This window comes from Enterococcus rivorum, assembly GCF_001742285.1.
Lineage (GTDB): Bacteria > Bacillota > Bacilli > Lactobacillales > Enterococcaceae > Enterococcus_L > Enterococcus_L rivorum.
The window spans coordinates 1-17,602 of sequence record NZ_MIEK01000004.1 but is presented as its reverse complement, the minus strand read 5'-3'; the positions used below and the strand labels follow the sequence as shown (position 1 = coordinate 17,602).

Below are 17,602 nucleotides of genomic sequence, written 5' to 3'. Positions count from 1 at the left end.
AAAATAAAACGAGTACTTAAATACAAGAATGCTTGTTAATTCTTGAAAATGTTGATTTTTTTTAAGTGTGTTGAGTGAAACGCTTTCTACTCTTTGTATTAAAAATAAGGAAATCATGACAAAGTAATCATAAAAGTTTAATAAAATGAAAATTTTTGGTTTAGAAATCCATAAAACTAGTTTTTTTGTAAAGATACATAGTAAAAATAGTTTAGTAGTGAGAGGGGGGAACCTGCTGTTTTATTCGTATAAATAGGTACAAAAACAAATGACAATGATAGTAAAATTTTGTTTATCAATAAATAGTTAAGTTTACTCCAATTTTTTGAAATTAGATTAAGCGACAGATAAAAACAGCTACCATTAGTGTTGTATAAGCTAGATGAGACTATTCTACTTTTTTTTAAAAAAGAAGCAACCAGGCTATACTACCAGCAGTTATTGCCAGTGTTTCTTTGGAAGCAGCCCCTTTTTTGGAAAATGGGTTAAACTAGAGGAAGAGATGTTATTTCGTCTCTTTTGTTTAAAAAATAGTGTCTGTAACTACTGATAGAATAAGATTTCTAGTAAAAAACGAGTAAACTCAAAAATAAATAGGGTTGACAAAATTAAAAAAATCTAATATAGTTATCATTAATAAATAAGCTTTGAGAAAGAGGAGTAACAACCCATAGTACTTTTCAGAGAGCTGATGGTGGTGTGAATCAGTAGGGAATGAGTTGTGAATGGACTTTCGAGCGAGATGCTGAAATGGTAGTAGGTATTTTCGGGAACTCCCGTTACAGAGTAAGGTCGTTGATTGACGACTGATAAGAGGAAAGAATTTCTTTCAAATTTGAGGTGGCACCGTGAATATTTCGCCCTCAAACCACATATCTTTGTGTGGTTTGGGGGCTTTTTGTTTTATCTTGATAAAGTAAATAACTCACTATTGTCTTTCAAATAAAAACTTTTTCTACAAGGAAATACTTGTAGCGTTTTTTTAGAGAAACTTCTTTTCACCGAGGTGGTACCGTGGATAAGTTTATTCGCCCTCAAGAAACAGATGTCTGTTTCTTGAGGGCTTTTTGTGTATTTAAAGAAAAATCAGATAGAAAAGGGGAAGAGAAATGAAATTAGTAAAAGAAATTCAAGCAGATTATTTAACGGCTATTTCAGCCTTTTTAAGAATTAAGGGAAAGAATAAATGTTTACTAGAAAGTATTCCAAGAGATTTAAGCAAAGGGAGGTATTCAATTATTGCTTGGGATGCTGTTTCGGAAATCATTTATCAAGATAACGTGTTGACGGTGGCAGGAAACAGTTTTGTTGTGTCAGATCCGCTAAAGGAGATTGAGCAATACGTGTATAAGGAGGAAGAACTCGTTGAAGGGATGCCTTTTGTGGGTGGAGCGATTGGTTATGTAGGTTACGATGTCATTGCTAGCTATGAAGCATTAGGCAAGATTCCATTTGATGAAATGAACATTCCAGATATTCACTTCTATCTATTTGATTCTTTTTTACTCTTTGATCATGTAGGAGAGAAACTTTTCCTAGTAGAAGCGAATACCTATTCTAATAGAACGGAAGAGGAGCTAAAAGCCGCATTAATAAAAAAACAACAGGAATTAACAGTTCCTAATCAAGAAGAGCAAAAGGAAATCAAGCTAGATAAACTGGACTATACTAGTAATTTTTCTAAGGAAGGGTATGAAGAGGTTGTTAATCAAGCGAAAAAGTATATTAAAGCAGGAGATTTATTCCAGATGGTCCCTTCACAAAGACTAACAGCTGATTTTAAAGGACATCCTTTCGATTATTACCGTCGTTTACGAGTAAGTAATCCTTCGATGTACCTCTATTTCCTGGATTTTGGCGAGACGTATATTATCGGTTCTTCTCCTGAAAGTTTAGTTAGTGTGAAAGGTCAGGTTGTTACAACGAATCCCATTGCTGGAACGCGAAAAAGAGGAGTGACACCAGAGGAAGATTCCATGTTGGAACAAGAGCTGATTCAAGACGAAAAAGAACGAGCAGAGCATCTAATGTTGATTGATTTAGGTCGCAACGATATTGGCAAAATTAGTGAGATAGGATCGGTAGAGGTTCCGCTTTATATGGTTGTAGAAAAATACAGATATGTGATGCATCTAGTATCTGTAGTAACAGGAAAGTTAAAAAAAGGTGCAACAGCGATGGACGCATTAAAAGCTACTTTACCAGCTGGAACGGTTAGTGGAGCACCTAAAATACGAGCGATGCAACGAATTTATGAAATGGAGCCGGTAAAACGAGGAATCTATGCCGGAGCAGTTGGTTATTTATCTAAAAACGGCCAAGCAGATTTTGCCATTGCGATTCGTACGATGGTTATTCATAAAGGAAAAGCCTATGTTCAAGCAGGTGCAGGGATTGTCTATGATTCTGATCCAGAAAAAGAGTATGAAGAAACACTGCATAAAGCGAAAGCACTCTTGGAGGTGACCACATGATTTTACTGATTGATAATTATGATTCTTTTACCTATAACTTAGTTCAGCTAGTAGCTAAATATGATGAAGTTGAAGTGCTGAGAAACGATGATCCAGAAATCTTTGAGAAGGCAAATGAAGCATCAGCGATTATTATTTCGCCAGGGCCAGGGACGCCTAAAGAAACAGGGTTTGTTCCCAATATTATTAGAAAGTTTTACAAAAGTAAACCGATGTTAGGAATTTGTTTAGGACACCAAACGATTGCGGAAGTGTTTGGAAGTGAAATTATTTTGGCAAAAAATATTCGACATGGAAAGCAGTCGTCTATTACTCATGAAAACAGCACGTTATTTAAAGGACTGGCGAGAGAGTTACCAGTTATTCGGTACCATTCATTAGTGATGAACAAGCAAGATTTACCTCAAGAGTTAATCGTAACAGGTGAGGCAATCGATGATCAAGAAATTATGGCCATAGAACATAAAAAGTATCCAGTCTTCGGTGTTCAGTTTCATCCAGAATCTATCGGAACATTAGACGGGGAAAAAATAATTCAAAATTTTATGAAGATAGTGGAGGGTGAATAAATGGATTTTTTACTTAAAAAAGTATTTGAACAGCAACGTTTAACTAAAATAGAAATTAAACAAATCGCAGAACAGATGTTTGAAGGCGAATTAACAGAAAGTCAGATTGCTGGTTTTTTAATGGCGTTGAAGCATCAAGGGGAAACAGCAGAAGAGATGGCAGGACTTGCGGAGACCCTCCAAACTAAGGCAATGAAAATAGCCTGTACACGAACGAATGTAATGGATAATTGTGGCACTGGAGGCGATCAATCAGGTAGTTTTAATATTAGTACAACCTCAGCCTTTGTTTTAGCAGCAGGTGGAGTAACTGTAGCAAAACATGGCAATCGCAGCATATCCAGTAAATCAGGTAGCGCAGATATTTTTGAACATTTGGGAGTAGATATTGCTCTTTCTCCTGAAAAATTAAGCACTGTTTTGAATGAAGTGGGTTTAGCTTTCTTGTTTGCCCCACATATGCATCCAAAAATGAGTTATGTCATGAAGGTTCGCCGTGAGTTAGCAACCCCGACAATCTTAAATTTAATTGGGCCTTTAACCAACCCGGTTTTTTTGGATTCTCAGTTAATGGGCACCTATCGTCGAGACTTATTAGAAGAAACAGCGAAAACATTAAAGGATTTAGGTCGTAAAAGAGCTGTCGTTATCAATGGGGCAGGTGGACTAGATGAAGCCTCTTTAGCTGGAACCACCCATTATTCATTGTTAGAAAATGGAAAAATTAGTTTGCATACTGTTGAACCAGAGGAGCTAGGGTTTTCCAAAACCTCCTTAAAAGCGATTCAAGGAGGCAATTCTAAAAGAAACACCGAGATTTTACTTTCCATTTTAAAAAATCAGCCAAGTGCCTATTTAGATACAGTAATTGTAAATGCTGGTTTCGGATTTTTTACCAATGGAAAAGTAAAAACAATTCAAGAGGGTATTTTATTAGCGAAAGATTGTGTAGCGAGTGGTGCTGCTTTTGATAAATTACAACAACTAATTCAAGTACAAAAAGAGGTGAGCTAAATGGATTTTTTAACAAAAATAATGACAGAAAAAAAGCTAGAAGTGGAAAAAATGCTTAAAGAAGAGCTTCAACCTTTGAGAAAAACAGAATCTTTTTATAACCGTGTTAAAAGTTGTCCACAACATGTCCACATTATTGGAGAAGTGAAAAGAGCGTCTCCTTCAAAAGGCACCATCAATGAATCAGTAGATATTCTTGCGCAAGCTAAGGCTTACCAAAAAGCGGGTGTTTCTGCAATTTCGGTATTAACGGATGAAGTGTTTTTCAAAGGGTCAATTGAAGATTTGAGAAAAATAGCAAAAGAAGTAGAGGTTCCTGTGTTGTGCAAAGACTTTATCATTGCAGAAAAACAGTTAATTCGTGCTAGAAATGCTGGGGCGACCATCGTATTACTCATTGTTGCGGCCCTTTCTCAAGAAAAATTACAAGAATTGTACCATCAAGCGGAAGCCTTGGGGCTGGAAATTCTAGTAGAAGTCCACGACGAAAAAGAATTAAAGATTGCTGAAGCGTTAGGAGCAAAATTAATTGGTGTGAATAATCGTAACTTGAAAACATTTGTTGTGGACATCGAGGTAAGCAGAAAATTAGGTGAAAAACAGGAAACTGAAAGTGTTTATATTAGTGAGTCTGGGTTTTCCACAGGCACACAAGTAAATAGTCTGAAAAACGATTATCAAGCCGTCTTAGTCGGAGAAGCATTAATGATATCTGGTAATCCAGAAGCTAAAGTCAAAGAATTACAGGTAGTGAGATGAAGGTAAAAATTTGTGGATTAAAAACGAAGGAACAGGTAGATGTAGCAGTGGTCCACGGGGTTGATTTTTTAGGCTTCGTTTTTGCTGAAAGTAAGCGTCAAATCAAGGCTGCTGATGTAAAAAAGATAACAACAGAGGTGCCTAAAAAGGTGCAAAAGGTGGGTGTTTTTGTTTCACCTAGTAGTCAACAACTAGAAGAGGCGATTCAAGAAGCCATGTTGGATATGGTGCAGATTCATGGGGAGATGCCCGAGCAAAAAATTTCAGTTCCCTACATCCGTGCTTTACCTGTGGATAACTTGTGGATAACTACTGTGGAAAACGAAAAGGAAGCTGATTATTTGCTATTTGATGCCCCTCCAAAAAAATATATTGGTGGTAATGGAGAAGTATTTGATTGGGAGGTCTTTGACCCAAAGAAAGTAAAAGATAAAAAACTATTTATTGCCGGTGGCTTGACTATCGAGAATGTTCAAGAAGCAAAAAGACGATTTCAGCCCTACGCCGTTGATGTTTCTAGCGGTGTCGAAACAAACGGAGAAAAAGATTTAGAAAAAATAGCAGCTTTTATCAAAAAAGCCAAGGAGGAATTTTATGTATAATCAACCAGAAAATGGATTTTATGGAAATTATGGTGGTCAATTTGTTCCAGAAACATTAATGTATGCCGTGAAAGAATTAGAAGAGACCTATGAAGCATCAAAGCAAGATGACGCCTTTCAGGAAGAATTGAACTATTATTTAAAACAATATGTGGGTCGGGAAAATCCGCTGTACTTTGCTGAACGATTAACAGACTATGCTGGTGGAGCCAAAATCTATTTAAAAAGAGAAGATTTAAATCATACAGGAGCTCATAAAATAAACAATACAGTGGGGCAGGTTTTATTAGCCAAAAAAATGGGGAAAAATAAAATTGTTGCAGAAACAGGAGCGGGCCAACATGGGGTTGCTACTGCGACAATCGCCGCTCTTTTTGGAATGGAATGTACCGTATTTATGGGCGCGGTCGATGTGGAAAGACAGGCGTTGAATGTATTTCGGATGGAATTGTTAGGGGCAAAAGTGATTAGTGTTCAATCAGGAAGCAAAACGTTGAAGGATGCCGTAAATGAAGCGTTGCGTTTCTGGGTTGCCAATGTAGAAGATACTCATTATGTGATGGGTTCCGTACTGGGACCACATCCATTTCCTGAAATCGTCCGAGACTATCAAAGTATCATTGGAATAGAATCAAGACGTCAAATTTTAGAAGCAGAAGGAAAATTACCAGATGCAGTCGTTGCTTGCGTTGGCGGTGGTAGCAATGCGATGGGGATTTTCTACCCCTTTATCAATGATCAGGTTGCACTAATTGGTGTTGAAGCAGCAGGGGCAGGACTGGAAACCGAAGAACATTCAGCATCCATTAATAAAGGGCGAACGGGCGTCCTTCATGGTGCGATGATGAAATTATTGCAAGATAAAGATGGTCAGATACTTGAAGCATTTTCAATTTCTGCTGGCTTGGACTATCCAGGATTGGGCCCAGAGCATTGTCATTTAAATGAATCAGGGCGCGCAACGTATGAATCAGCTACCGACCAAGAGGCACTAGAAGCCTTCAAAATTCTATGCCAAACAGAAGGGATTATTCCCGCCCTAGAAAGTGCACATGCGGTTAGCTATGCCATCAAGTTAGCCAAAGAGCTTGGGAAAGAGAAGCAAATCATTGTTTGTTTATCTGGCCGAGGCGATAAAGATGTTCAGCAAATTAAAGAGTTATTTGAACAGGAGGACAAATAATGAAGACTTTAACGAAGAAATTAAATCAGCGGCAGCAAGCTGGGGAAACCATCTTAGTTCCCTACATTATGGCTGGTGCGCAAGGGTTGGACCAATTAGAAGCAGAAATTGAACTGTTGACGAAGGCAGGAGCCAGTGCCATCGAGTTAGGGATTCCTTTTTCCGATCCGGTAGCAGATGGTCCGGTGATTCAAGAAGCAGGATTACGTGCATTACAAAAAGAAGTCAGTTTAGCTAAAGTTTTAGAGACTTTAAAAGGAATGCAAACAGAAATTCCATTGATAATTATGACATATTTTAATCCAGTTTTTAGTTATGGGGTGGAAAAATTTATTGGCGCTTTAGCGGAAACACCTGTCAAAGGGTTGATTATTCCTGATTTACCCTATGAACATCGCTTATTTCTAGAACCACAATTAAAAGAAAGTGATGTCGCATTGATTCCCTTAGTTGCGTTAACGACACCGAAAGATCGGATTAAGGAATTGACTGAAACGGGAGAAGGGTTCATTTATGCGGTAGCGGTCAATGGTGTAACTGGTGTTGGGCGCGACTATCAAGAGACACTAGATGAACATTTAGCTTATATTCAAGAAGTGAGTGAGATTCCGGTGCTTGCAGGTTTTGGAGTTTCATCTAAAGATCACGTGCAACGTTTTAGAAAGAGTTGCGCGGGCGTAATTGTAGGAAGTAAAATAGTCCAACTGTTAGGAGAAGGAAAGACTGAAGAAGTTGAATTGTTTGTGAGAGAAGCTGTAAGCAACTAGAAGAAATATAGTATTGAAAAATTGAAAAAGATATAAAGTGTAAAAAAACATCTTTATATCTTTTTTTATGTGGAGAAAGCGCTCCTTTGTTTAGAAAAAATGAATCAAAGCAATATGATTAATTATTTTAAAAAAAGAAATAAAAAACATATTTACAGTATATAAAAATGTTAAAATAGGGTGGATAGCTAAAAAAATAAAGTAGTTGCTTGAAGAAATCAATTTAATAGCAGAAAGAAGGGATAAATCGAATGAAAAAACAAAAAATGTTGACTGGTATTTTGAGCGTCATATTATTTGGAAACTATGTCATTTCAAGTTCATATGTAGCTTTTGCGACGGAAGGCGACTCTGAGGTGGTAGAAAATACCGTAGAATTAGAACACGAACATTCAGCAACTGAGGAAACAAAAGATATAGCAGAAGATGTAACAACTGAATCAGAACGAACTACAGAACAAAATGATGTAAAGAAAGTGACGACATATCAAGAACAAGCTAATATTCCTGTTGATGCAAAAATTTCTGAAATATTTCCAGATCCTAATATGGCACAAGCTGTGGCTGAACTTTTCGGGAAAACAGTGGCAGATTCATTGACAGAAACAGAGCGTAACCGAACGGTGATTTCATTATTAAGTAAAAACATAACGTCTATTGAGGGAATTAGTGTATTTTCTAAGTTAGTCAATTTAAAACTTAGTGGCAATAAAATAAAAAGCTATCCTCAGGAACTGAATCAATTACCTAATTTGAATGTTCTTTGGTTAAACGATAACGAAATAACGAGTATGGAAGGGTTTGGAGAAGTCGCATTCCCAGCTTTAACTCAGCTATACTTAGCGGATAATCAAATAATCGAACTTCCGCAAACTTTTGTTAACTATTCCATTGGGAAAGGAACGGGCTCAGAGGTTTATTTAGACAATAATCAATTAACGCAATTACCTGAAAATATCGGGACAATTGAAAAAATGAGAACCTTCACTGTTTCTGGTAATTTTTTAAGTGAAGTTCCGGGTAGCCTTTTGGAAAACAATACAGTCAGCGCAATGGATTTATCTAATAATCAGCTAGTTGAATTGCCAGATACGATTGCTTCGGGGTCTAATTTGGCTACATTATATCTTGCAGATAATCAATTGACAAGTTTGCCTACATCTTTTGGTAATTTAACGAAAGTTAGAGACTAAGCGCTGGGTAATAATTTATTGCCAACCTTTTATCCAGAGACTTTAAATGCTCTGTTGACTAGTCTAGCTGTTAAATACGAAGCGCAAGATAAGTTAGCATTGTTAGAACCTAATTTAGAGGTAACGGTAAAAACGAAAGCCGATTTGGTAGAACTACCTTTAGCGACGATGGTAAAATTGACGAGTAGTAGGCGTTTAAATAATCATCACTATGTATTAGAAGATTTTCAAGATGAAGAGGGAAATTCAGTAGATATAGATCATTATTTTAACAGTAAAAACGGTGAAGCGGAACAAGTGGTTTATGCAAAAGTTCGAGCAGTGGGAGAAGGTTTGTTTCCTAATACAAGTGATAATGCTTTGACGGGTGATCGAATTAAAATTATTATTAGTCAACCAGAACCGAACAAAGAAATGATTGAAGCTAAAGATTCTGTTTTGTATGTTGGGGATACATGGAACCCAGAGGATAATTTTGTAGCAGCTAAAGACAAAGAAGGCAATCCTTTGGCATTTAGTGAAGCAATGGTCAGCGGGACAGTTGATACAAATAAAGTTGGAGAATATTTTATTACTTATACAAACGGTGAAGCGAGCCAAAAAATCATTGTTACTGTCAAAGGAAGAACTATTGCTTCTGGAACAGACACTAGTAATAACGATAACAGTAAAAACAGTGGGAACAAGTACAATAACTCAGCCAGTTCTCAACAATCAAGTTCTTCGTTGCCTAGAACAGGGGAGACCGTACGTTCATCTCTTTATATAGGTGGCTTGGTATTGATTAGTGGTGTGTTGTTGATTTATACCTTGAAAAGATGGAAGAAAGAATTTTAATATTTTGTTTCAATCGATTTTTTGTTCACTTCTAACACAGGGATAATAGAAGCTATTTTTTCAACTGTGTTCGCTTTAGATATGGATGTAGAAAGATGAACGAAAAAAGAAGTGTATGTTCAATTAGTCAGTTTCACGGATGAAAAGTCTTTATGAAAGTAGCTGTTGAGGAGATAGAATCACAGCTAAGCTCTAAAGGGCTTTTTTTCATATTCTGAAATTTACATGAGTGCAAATCAAAGAAATTCAAAAGTTCAATTTGAACCAAATAGCCGTGTGTGTTACATTTTTGATAAGTTATTTACGAGATAAAACTTGCTAAAATTGGATTGAAGGGAAGAAGTGTCATGGACCAAACAAAAGTTTTTAAGATGCCGTTTGCTACAGTCTATCCTCTTTATGTAAAAAAAGTAGAGCGAAAAGGTCGAACTAAGACAGAAGTTGATGAGATTATTTTTTGGATGACAGGTTACAACGAAGAGACATTACAGCAACAAATCAAAGATGAAGTCGATTTTGAAACATTTTTCCAGCAAGCACCACAATTAAATAAGAACATTTCTTTGATTAAAGGCGTTATTTGTGGGTATCGAGTAGAAGAGATTGAAAACCCTCTAATGCAGAAAATTCGCTATTTAGATAAGCTAATTGATGAGTTAGCTAAAGGTAAGTCAATGGAGAAAATACTTAGAAAATAGATCTGTATCAATAAGTTTGTAGTTGGATAAAAAAGGGGAAGTTAGCAATGTCCTATTGTGTCTTGGTTGAGAATTTCCTACCTATGAAAAGAGGTTGTTACAGAAGATGAATAAGCGGAAGCCTAAAATAGTGAAGCAAAATGAAGCATTATCGTTAAAAAAAGAAAATGGAACTGAAGTGGATTATTTTTTATTCGATAAATTTGAAGTGCATACGAATATTATTCCAGCTGGATGTGTACAAGATTGGCATAGTCATCAAGCTATCGAGGAAATTATAGTCGTAAACGAAGGAACGCTGCTTTTAGAATGGTTTGAGAATACTATCGTGAAGGAAAATGTTGGAATCGGTGAGATAATTCGTATGAATAACAGTATTCATCGCCTATCAAATCAAGGAAGTTTAGATGCTAAGTGTCTAATTTTTAGATTTGTTTCTCCTGCTGACAGTCAATCAGACATCATAAAGAACGATAAAAAAGTATATTCAGATGAAGAAGTGCAAGGATTCCTTTCAAAGTAACGTACTAATCAACTCCTCTAAAAAATCGATCTTTTCAACTTTAAGTCCAGCATATACTAAAAAGACGCTTCTGTAATACCTAATAGGAAATCTTGGGGAAGATTATAGTATATTGGAAAACATTACAGGAGCGTTTTTTTTCATTTTAAAACACTATCTCCAATAGTCAATACCTATTTTATTTAAGTCGCTTTTTGCTAAATGTTTATTAAGAAAAAAACTGAGAAAATATTAAGTGAAAGCTTGGCTTATAAGCCTTTTAGTGCTAGAAATTAAAAATAAGAGAAATGTAGTTTGTTGAATTTCATTTTTTGTGTAAAAATGAAAAAAAGTGAAGAAAGAATTTGAACCGATCAATAGTGAGTGTGAACCCGCTATTGAAAAACCAGAAAGGAATAGTATGAAAAAACACAGACCACGAAATCCTATCTACAACTTATGCTGTTTATTTGCTCCTTGGCGCTTTTTTAATACATATTATGGCAGAGAAAATGGAGAGATTTGCATTAATGAAAGGAGAAAGTGAAGAGTGGTCTGGCTACTATTCTCTAGAAAATCAACCTAAATATGTGAAAGCGATTATGAACTCAATTACCCATGTTATGATTGAAAATGATATCTTATGTGGTTATATTCGTTGTAAAAACGATGATGGATTTGGAATTTATATTCTAGATTTATTAGTGATGAAACAGTATCGTGGATGTGAATTTGGGCTGAAATTGATTCAGTCAATTGCAAATGTATTTCCGAATGATCCACTCTATGTCACAAGTGATATCGATCCATATTATGAAAAGATTGGGTTCAAAAAAATTGGTTCAATATTGGAATATATGCTTTAAGAAAGCTGGAGGGATACAATGAATAAAGTCTATGAAGTGTCGAGTTTTACAATACAAGGTCAGGGTGGAAATCTTGCAGGAGTAAAAATACTCAAGGAAGAGGAGACCCCCTCTGATAGTTTTATGCAGCAACTTTCTCAAAAGCTAAATTATTCAGAGACGGTTTTTGTTAAACGGCTGAATCAAGAAGTATTTCAATTACGATATTTTACCCCATTAGCGGAAGTTCCCTTATGTGGGCACGCGACGATTGCAGCCTTTAGTTTATTGAAGCAGTTGAATCAGCTTGAAGCAGGAAACTATTTTATTGAGACTAAGGCGGGGAGACTGGCACTTCAAATTCTTGACGATGCTACGATTTATATGGAACAGTCACTACCTATTTTTTATAGCGAACAACCTGATATGAGGGGAATTGCTGAATCATTAGGCTTAGAGAGCGGAGATATTGTTAGTGGATTTCCTATTGAAATAGTTTCTACAGGATTAAAAGATTTAATTATTCCAGTAAAGAATACGGCTATTTTACACAACCTTGTCCCAGATTTTGATGCAATCAGCACTATTTCAAAAAAACTGGCTATCATTGGTTACCATGTGTTTGCGGCCAATGAGGACTGGCAACAACCAATCCAATGTCGTAATTTTGCTCCTTTTGTTGGGATTGATGAGGAGTATGCAACTGGTACATCAAATGGTGCTTTGGCTTGCTATTTATTCAAGAAGAATCAACGAAAAGGAAATCAAAAATATAATTTTTTACAAGGGCGTCAATCAAAAAAACAGCAAGGTCAGATTTTAGTAGAACTAAAAGCTGCTGAAAATCGAATTAGACATGTTTATGTTGGAGGGAAGGCAGTTTTAAAAAGAACATTATCTATTTAAAATAAAAAAGCCAAAAACAGTGGTTGCCGTTGTGGAAGGATAGAAATTTGAAAGTGGATGAACCAGATGAATTCTTTATACAAAAAATTGCACTATAAAATGGAGGAGTTAAGTCCCATTGAAAAGAGTATTTTGAAATATTGTTTACGTAACATTGAAGAGGTTTCAGCCATGACAGCGGAAGAGTTAGCGAAAGAAACTTTTACCAGCCAAGCAACAATTTCAAGAATGGCGAAAAAACTAGGATTCAAAGGCTTTCAAGAGTTTAAATTTGCTATAAAAAGTTATGATAAACAGGAAAAATCTTATGTAACTACTGGTTATTCAATTGATTTTGAACAACGAATCAAAAATATGGTGAAACAAATTTCAACTTCCCTTTCTAGTTTAAGTGAAGTGCAAATTAACGAGATAGCTTTTTTAATAGCTCAATCAGAAAACATCGAATTTTTTGGTGTTGGAGGTAGCATGCCCATCTGTTTAGCCGCCGCAAGAAAACTATCTTTTCTTGGGAAAAAAGCCAACGCAAGAATTGATTGGGATGAACTAACAGTGATGGCGAACAATCTGACCTCTGATGACTTAGCGGTTGTTGTCAGTCATAGTGGTGAAACGGTTGGGATTTTAAGCTACGCCTCGAAGCTTATTAAAAAGAAAGTACCGATTGTAGCGATTGTTGGAGCTCCTAATAGTACGTTGGAGTCGATGGCTGATTACACATTATTTGCTGAAATGACTGCTGTTTACTATGATGATGTTGATTTAAGCTCCCGAATATCTCTAAGTGGTCTGTTAGATATTTTACTGATGCAATACGCTGAAAAATATTACGAAAAACTTGAATGAGCATTCGCTTTTGTGAATGCTTATTCTATTGCCCTTGAAAAGATTGAAAGAAAGAATGGTTTCGCTTACATTTTAAAGAGAAATGAATGGCTTTTTTTATTGAGAATAAATTAGGAGGTTGAAAGGGTGGATCAGAAAAAGAGTAAAACAAGTTTGATGGAAATTTTTCAAGGCTTAGGAAAAACGTTTATGCTACCTGTTGCGTTGTTAGCATTTATGGGGATTTTTTTAGGAATTGGTAGTTCGTTTTCTTCTCAATCCACGATTGATGCATTACCTTTTTTAGGAATACCAATGTTACAGGTTGTTTTTCGCTTTATGTCTGCTATCGGAGGATTTGCTTTTAGCTACTTACCAGTCATGTTTGCGATGGCAATTCCACTAGGTCTAGCAAGAAAAGAGAAAGGAATTGCAGCATTTTCAGGATTTGTCGGCTATGTCGTTATGAACTTATCCATTAATTTTTATTTGACAGAAACTGGAAAATTGGCTGAAGTAGATCAACTTAGAGAAGCTGGACAGGAGCTGGTTTTTGGGATTCAGACGATTTCCATGGGAGTCTTAGGGGGGATTATTGCTGGACTAGTTGTTTATCAGTTGCATAGTAAGTTTTATAATTTTCAATTGCCAGATAGCTTTGCTTTCTTCTCAGGTGCTCGATTTGTACCAATCATTACTTCCCTTGTTTTATCTCTTGTTGGGTTAGCAATTCCTATCATCTGGCCGATATTTGCTATTATTATCACTGGAGTGGGGAATGCGATTCAAAAAGCGGGTGTCTTCGGTCCATTTTTATTTGGGTCTGGGGAGCGCTTGCTTTTACCATTTGGATTGCATCACATTCTAGTATCTATGATTCGATTTACAGAAGCTGGCGGTCATCAGTTAATTGATGGCAAAGAAGTCTTTGGTGCTTTAAATATTTTTTATGGCGAATTGCAAAATGGCTTGCCGATTTCAGCAAGCGCCACTGCTTTTCTTTCTCAAGGGAAAATGCCAACCTTTATGTTTGGTCTGCCTGCCGCAGCCTTGGCAATGTATCGGACAGCGAAGCCAGAAAATCGTCATAAAATAAAAGGGCTGTTGATCTCGGGGGTGATTGCAACCTTTGTTACTGGAATTACCGAACCAATTGAATTTTTATTCCTATTTGTTAGTCCGCTTCTTTGGGTTTTCCATGTGATTATGACAGGACTGGGTTTCATGGTTATGAGCCTTGTCGGGGTTGTGATTGGAAATACCGATGGTGGAATTTTAGACTTTCTGATTTTTGGTGTCATGCAAGGATCTTATACAAAATGGTGGTTGGTACCAATCGTCGGAATTTTTTGGTTTATCGTTTACTATTTTGTTTTTAAAACTGTTATTCTTCGTAAAAATTTGAAAACACCTGGTCGAGATGAATTAGTAGATGAAACTGAATACTCTGATCAAGAAGTGGCTTATGTAAAAAAAGGCGGTTATGATGCCAAAGGAATGTTAGAAGCTTTAGGTGGACAAGTAAATATTGAGTCTCTGGATAATTGTATTACCCGTTTACGACTTGTGTTAAAAGATGCCACGATTGTCGATGATGAGCGGTTGAAAAACTTGGGAGCGCTAGGTGTGGTTCATTTGAATGATACCAATATCCAAGTCATTATTGGAACCAAAGTGACAACGGTTAGAAATCAATTGGACTTGTTAATAGAGGAATAAGTATGTGTTGCATTATAATTTTTTAGAAAAGGATGTTTTGGCATGTTTAATCAAGTCATTAATCGTCAAGGAACCTATTGTACCCAGTGGGATTATATTCAAGATCGTTTTGGAAAAGCAGATTTATTGCCTTTTACTATTTCAGATACGGATTTTAGTGTTCCCCCATCGATTATCGAGGCCTTAGAAAAAAGAATGAAGCATCCTATTTTTGGCTACACTCGTTGGAACCATGACGTGTTAAAAACAGCAGTTGTGAGTTGGTATCGGCAAAGGTTTAAGCAGATAGTGAATCAAGAATGGCTTGCTTATAGTCCTTCTGTTATCTATAGCGTAAAAAAATTGTTAACAATAGTAACAGAACCAGGACAAGGAGTAATCGTACAAACACCAGCATATGATGCCTTTTATAAAGTAATCCGTGGCAACAATCGAATAGTTGTGGCAAACGAATTGATTTATGATGACGGAGAGTACTCAATTGATTTTGATTTGTTAGCTGAGCAGATGAAAGAGAGGAACAATAAAGCTTTGTTGTTATGTAGTCCTCACAATCCTACTGGCCGAGTTTGGACATCTAGTGAACTGACTCAGATCGTTGCGTTAAGTAAAAAATATGATGTGTTTATTATTTCTGATGAGATTCATATGGATATTTTACGAAAAGGGGTGGAGCATCAACCGATAGTCAAACACACGTTAGAGAATGTTGCGATTGTAACTTCTGGCAGCAAGACTTTTAATTTCCCAGGCTTAATTTTTTCTTATGCGTTGATCCCAGATGAAACAATCAGAGAACGTTTTTTATTTGAACTGAAAAATTGTGATGGATTAAGCTCAACGAGTATTTTCGGTTTAGAAGCGACCATTGCAGCGTATACGAATGAAAGTCGTTGGGTAGATGAATTAAATGATTACTTAGACGATACGATTACTTTTGTTACCGAATACCTAACAGAAAAACATCCTGAATTAATTGTTGTTCCTAGTGAATCAACTTATTTAATGTGGATTGACTGTCAGAAGTTAGGAATTCCAATGAAAGAATTGCAGAAAGCGATGATTGATGTTGGAAAGCTTGCGATTATGGATGGGTCCATTTATGGAGAAAAATCAGTTGGTTTTTTACGACTAAATATCGGTTGTTCCCGTGAAAAAGTAAAGGATGGATTGGAACGGTTAACGAAAAGTATTGAATGTTTAAAATAGGCAGAAGGAGCAGTTTGCTATAATGAGGAGCTGCTTTTTGTGTGGCAAAAAATTGCTTTCCGGTATTTTTGAAAAAAATAACGATTGATTTAAGGAAACAGCTTTTTACTATTGAATTCTCCCTTCTTTTTCTGTAAAGTATTATGAAAAGTAGGTGGGAGTATGGAAATAGTATTAGATAGGAAATTAATCTTAGCAGAAAACCAACAGTTGGAAACAGAGCGGTTATGGTTACGCCCAGTTACATTAGAAGATGCGGAGGATATGTTTGAATATGCATCAGACGAAGAGACCGTTGCGTATGTTTTTCCTTTAAATCAAGAATTGGCAGAAACTAGAAAAAATATTGCGGCGTACTTTATGAATGAACCTTTAGGGAAATATGGAATAGAGTTAAAAGAAACCAATAAGTTTATTGGAACCGTTGATCTTCGAGTAGATGAAGTAAATGCCATAGGAGAAATTGGTTATACGTTAAATAAAGCATTTTGGGGACAAGGGTATATGCCAGAAGCCACGAAAGAATTGCTTCGCCTGTGTTTTGAGGAGCTAAACTTAATGCGTGTTTTTGCGATTCATGATGAAGAAAACCTGAAGTCTGGTCGTGTCATGGAAAAAGTGGGCATGACAATTGAAGGGGTGACGCCTAATGCGCGAATTTGCAAAGGGAAAGTAGTGACTGATGTGACTCGAGGTCTTACGAAAGAAAAATGGTTGGAGCTACAAGTGAAGAAATAAAAGGTTAGAGAGGAACATATAAATGGTAATGTTTACCGAAAAAAGTTTTGATGTTTTTGATATAGAAGGACTTGATGCGCGGATGGCGGCGATTCGTTCAGAGATTCAGCCTGTTTTTCAAACATTAGATGATGAGTTTAAGAGCTTGCTGGAAAAAGAACTTGGTGTTGAACTATTTGTGCATATTGCGCAACACAGAAGAAGAACGGTGTATCCGCCAGAAAATACTTGGTCGGCTATCAGCCAAAAAAAGCGTGGCTATAAAATGGAGGCTCATTTTCAATTAGGGATTTGGCCTGAATATATTTTTATGTGGCTATCGTTAATTGATAACCCTAAAAATGAAAAAGAAGTTGCTGAAGCTTTTCTAGAAAATGAACAACTATTCCAACAATTAGATGCTGATTTCCAAGTATCAATTGACCATACTCAGGCAAAAATAGCGGATTTAGCAAGTCTTGATTTAGAGAAAAGTTTGATTCGTTTTCGTGATGTTAAAAAAGGCGAGTTTCAAATTGGAAGAGTGATTCATAAAGACGATGCTTTGCTGGGAAATCCAGAAAAAGCCAAAGAGTATATGATAGATACGTATAAACAGTTATTGCCCTTGTATCAATTGGCGATTGCAAAACAATGAAAAAGAAAGAAGATGCCGTTTTAAAGGGTGTAGTGAGACCCAAAAGTTAGACCAAATACCGACTGGAAAAATCTGGTCGGTAGTTTTATGTCGTTGTCCGTTCACGATATTGAACAGGACTGCAA

At 36.3% G+C, this 17,602-nt stretch carries 18 protein-coding genes and 1 other annotated feature; all 18 genes read left to right on the top strand.

Features of this window, described 5'->3' with window-relative positions:
- Window positions 1–638 precede the first annotated feature (638 nt).
- Window positions 639–868 (top strand) — a binding site (T-box leader).
- Between the two features lie 241 nt (window positions 869–1,109).
- The 18 genes from trpE (at window position 1,110) to BCR26_RS02140 (ending at window position 17,477) form a co-directional block, all read left to right on the top strand.
- Entirely contained in the window at window positions 1,110–2,474 is a 1,365-nt protein-coding gene (gene trpE, locus BCR26_RS02225; protein WP_069697338.1) for an anthranilate synthase component I, read from the top strand.
- Window positions 2,471–3,043 (top strand): aminodeoxychorismate/anthranilate synthase component II, encoded by a 573-nt coding sequence (locus BCR26_RS18885; protein ID WP_069697337.1) that lies wholly within the window; start codon window positions 2,471–2,473, stop codon window positions 3,041–3,043. Before trpE ends, BCR26_RS18885 begins: the two co-directional genes overlap by 4 nt.
- Window positions 3,044–4,057, top strand: a complete 1,014-nt coding sequence (gene trpD / locus BCR26_RS18880) for an anthranilate phosphoribosyltransferase (RefSeq protein WP_069697336.1) — start codon at window positions 3,044–3,046, stop codon at window positions 4,055–4,057.
- Window positions 4,058–4,816, top strand: a complete 759-nt coding sequence (trpC, locus tag BCR26_RS02210) for an indole-3-glycerol phosphate synthase TrpC (protein WP_069697335.1) — start codon at window positions 4,058–4,060, stop codon at window positions 4,814–4,816.
- Entirely contained in the window at window positions 4,813–5,418 is a 606-nt protein-coding gene (locus BCR26_RS02205) for a phosphoribosylanthranilate isomerase (protein WP_069697334.1), read from the top strand. Before trpC ends, BCR26_RS02205 begins: the two co-directional genes overlap by 4 nt.
- Window positions 5,411–6,601, top strand: coding sequence for a tryptophan synthase subunit beta (trpB, locus tag BCR26_RS02200; RefSeq protein ID WP_069697333.1), 1,191 nt, complete (start codon window positions 5,411–5,413; stop codon window positions 6,599–6,601). Before BCR26_RS02205 ends, trpB begins: the two co-directional genes overlap by 8 nt.
- Entirely contained in the window at window positions 6,601–7,368 is a 768-nt protein-coding gene (gene trpA / locus BCR26_RS02195; RefSeq protein ID WP_084386987.1) for a tryptophan synthase subunit alpha, read from the top strand. The genes trpB and trpA overlap by 1 nt, the downstream gene beginning before the upstream one ends.
- A gap of 251 nt (window positions 7,369–7,619) precedes the next feature.
- On the top strand, window positions 7,620–8,561 hold the full coding sequence (locus BCR26_RS02190; protein ID WP_069697331.1) for a leucine-rich repeat domain-containing protein: 942 nt from the start codon (window positions 7,620–7,622) through the stop codon (window positions 8,559–8,561).
- A gap of 18 nt (window positions 8,562–8,579) precedes the next feature.
- Window positions 8,580–9,398 carry a bacterial Ig-like domain-containing protein gene (locus BCR26_RS02185; protein WP_069697330.1) on the top strand — a complete coding sequence of 273 codons (819 nt, stop codon included), beginning with the start codon at window positions 8,580–8,582 and terminating at the stop codon, window positions 9,396–9,398.
- Between the two features lie 347 nt (window positions 9,399–9,745).
- Window positions 9,746–10,096: a DUF2200 domain-containing protein gene (locus BCR26_RS02180; RefSeq protein ID WP_069697329.1), complete on the top strand. Its 351-nt coding sequence runs from the start codon at window positions 9,746–9,748 to the stop codon at window positions 10,094–10,096.
- A gap of 106 nt (window positions 10,097–10,202) precedes the next feature.
- Complete coding sequence (locus tag BCR26_RS02175; RefSeq protein WP_069697328.1) at window positions 10,203–10,619, top strand: cupin domain-containing protein; 417 nt, start codon at window positions 10,203–10,205, stop codon at window positions 10,617–10,619.
- A 509-nt stretch (window positions 10,620–11,128) separates the two neighbouring features.
- Window positions 11,129–11,464, top strand: a complete 336-nt coding sequence (locus tag BCR26_RS02170) for a GNAT family N-acetyltransferase (protein ID WP_169818845.1) — start codon at window positions 11,129–11,131, stop codon at window positions 11,462–11,464.
- A gap of 18 nt (window positions 11,465–11,482) precedes the next feature.
- On the top strand, window positions 11,483–12,349 hold the full coding sequence (locus BCR26_RS02165) for a PhzF family phenazine biosynthesis protein (protein WP_069697326.1): 867 nt from the start codon (window positions 11,483–11,485) through the stop codon (window positions 12,347–12,349).
- Between the two features lie 57 nt (window positions 12,350–12,406).
- The gene (locus tag BCR26_RS02160) at window positions 12,407–13,195 is read left to right on the top strand and encodes a MurR/RpiR family transcriptional regulator (RefSeq protein WP_342669756.1); all 789 of its coding nucleotides are present in this window, start codon (window positions 12,407–12,409) and stop codon (window positions 13,193–13,195) included.
- Between the two features lie 126 nt (window positions 13,196–13,321).
- Complete coding sequence (gene malX, locus BCR26_RS02155) at window positions 13,322–14,893, top strand: maltose/glucose-specific PTS transporter subunit IIBC (RefSeq protein WP_084386986.1); 1,572 nt, start codon at window positions 13,322–13,324, stop codon at window positions 14,891–14,893.
- A gap of 42 nt (window positions 14,894–14,935) precedes the next feature.
- Window positions 14,936–16,102, top strand: coding sequence for a MalY/PatB family protein (locus tag BCR26_RS02150; RefSeq protein WP_069697324.1), 1,167 nt, complete (start codon window positions 14,936–14,938; stop codon window positions 16,100–16,102).
- Window positions 16,103–16,264: 162 nt separating this feature from the next.
- A complete protein-coding gene (locus tag BCR26_RS02145) occupies window positions 16,265–16,840 on the top strand; it encodes a GNAT family N-acetyltransferase (RefSeq protein WP_069697323.1) in 576 nt (191 codons plus the stop codon).
- A 22-nt stretch (window positions 16,841–16,862) separates the two neighbouring features.
- Complete coding sequence (locus BCR26_RS02140) at window positions 16,863–17,477, top strand: DUF1054 domain-containing protein (RefSeq protein ID WP_069697322.1); 615 nt, start codon at window positions 16,863–16,865, stop codon at window positions 17,475–17,477.
- Window positions 17,478–17,602: the final 125 nt, after the last annotated feature.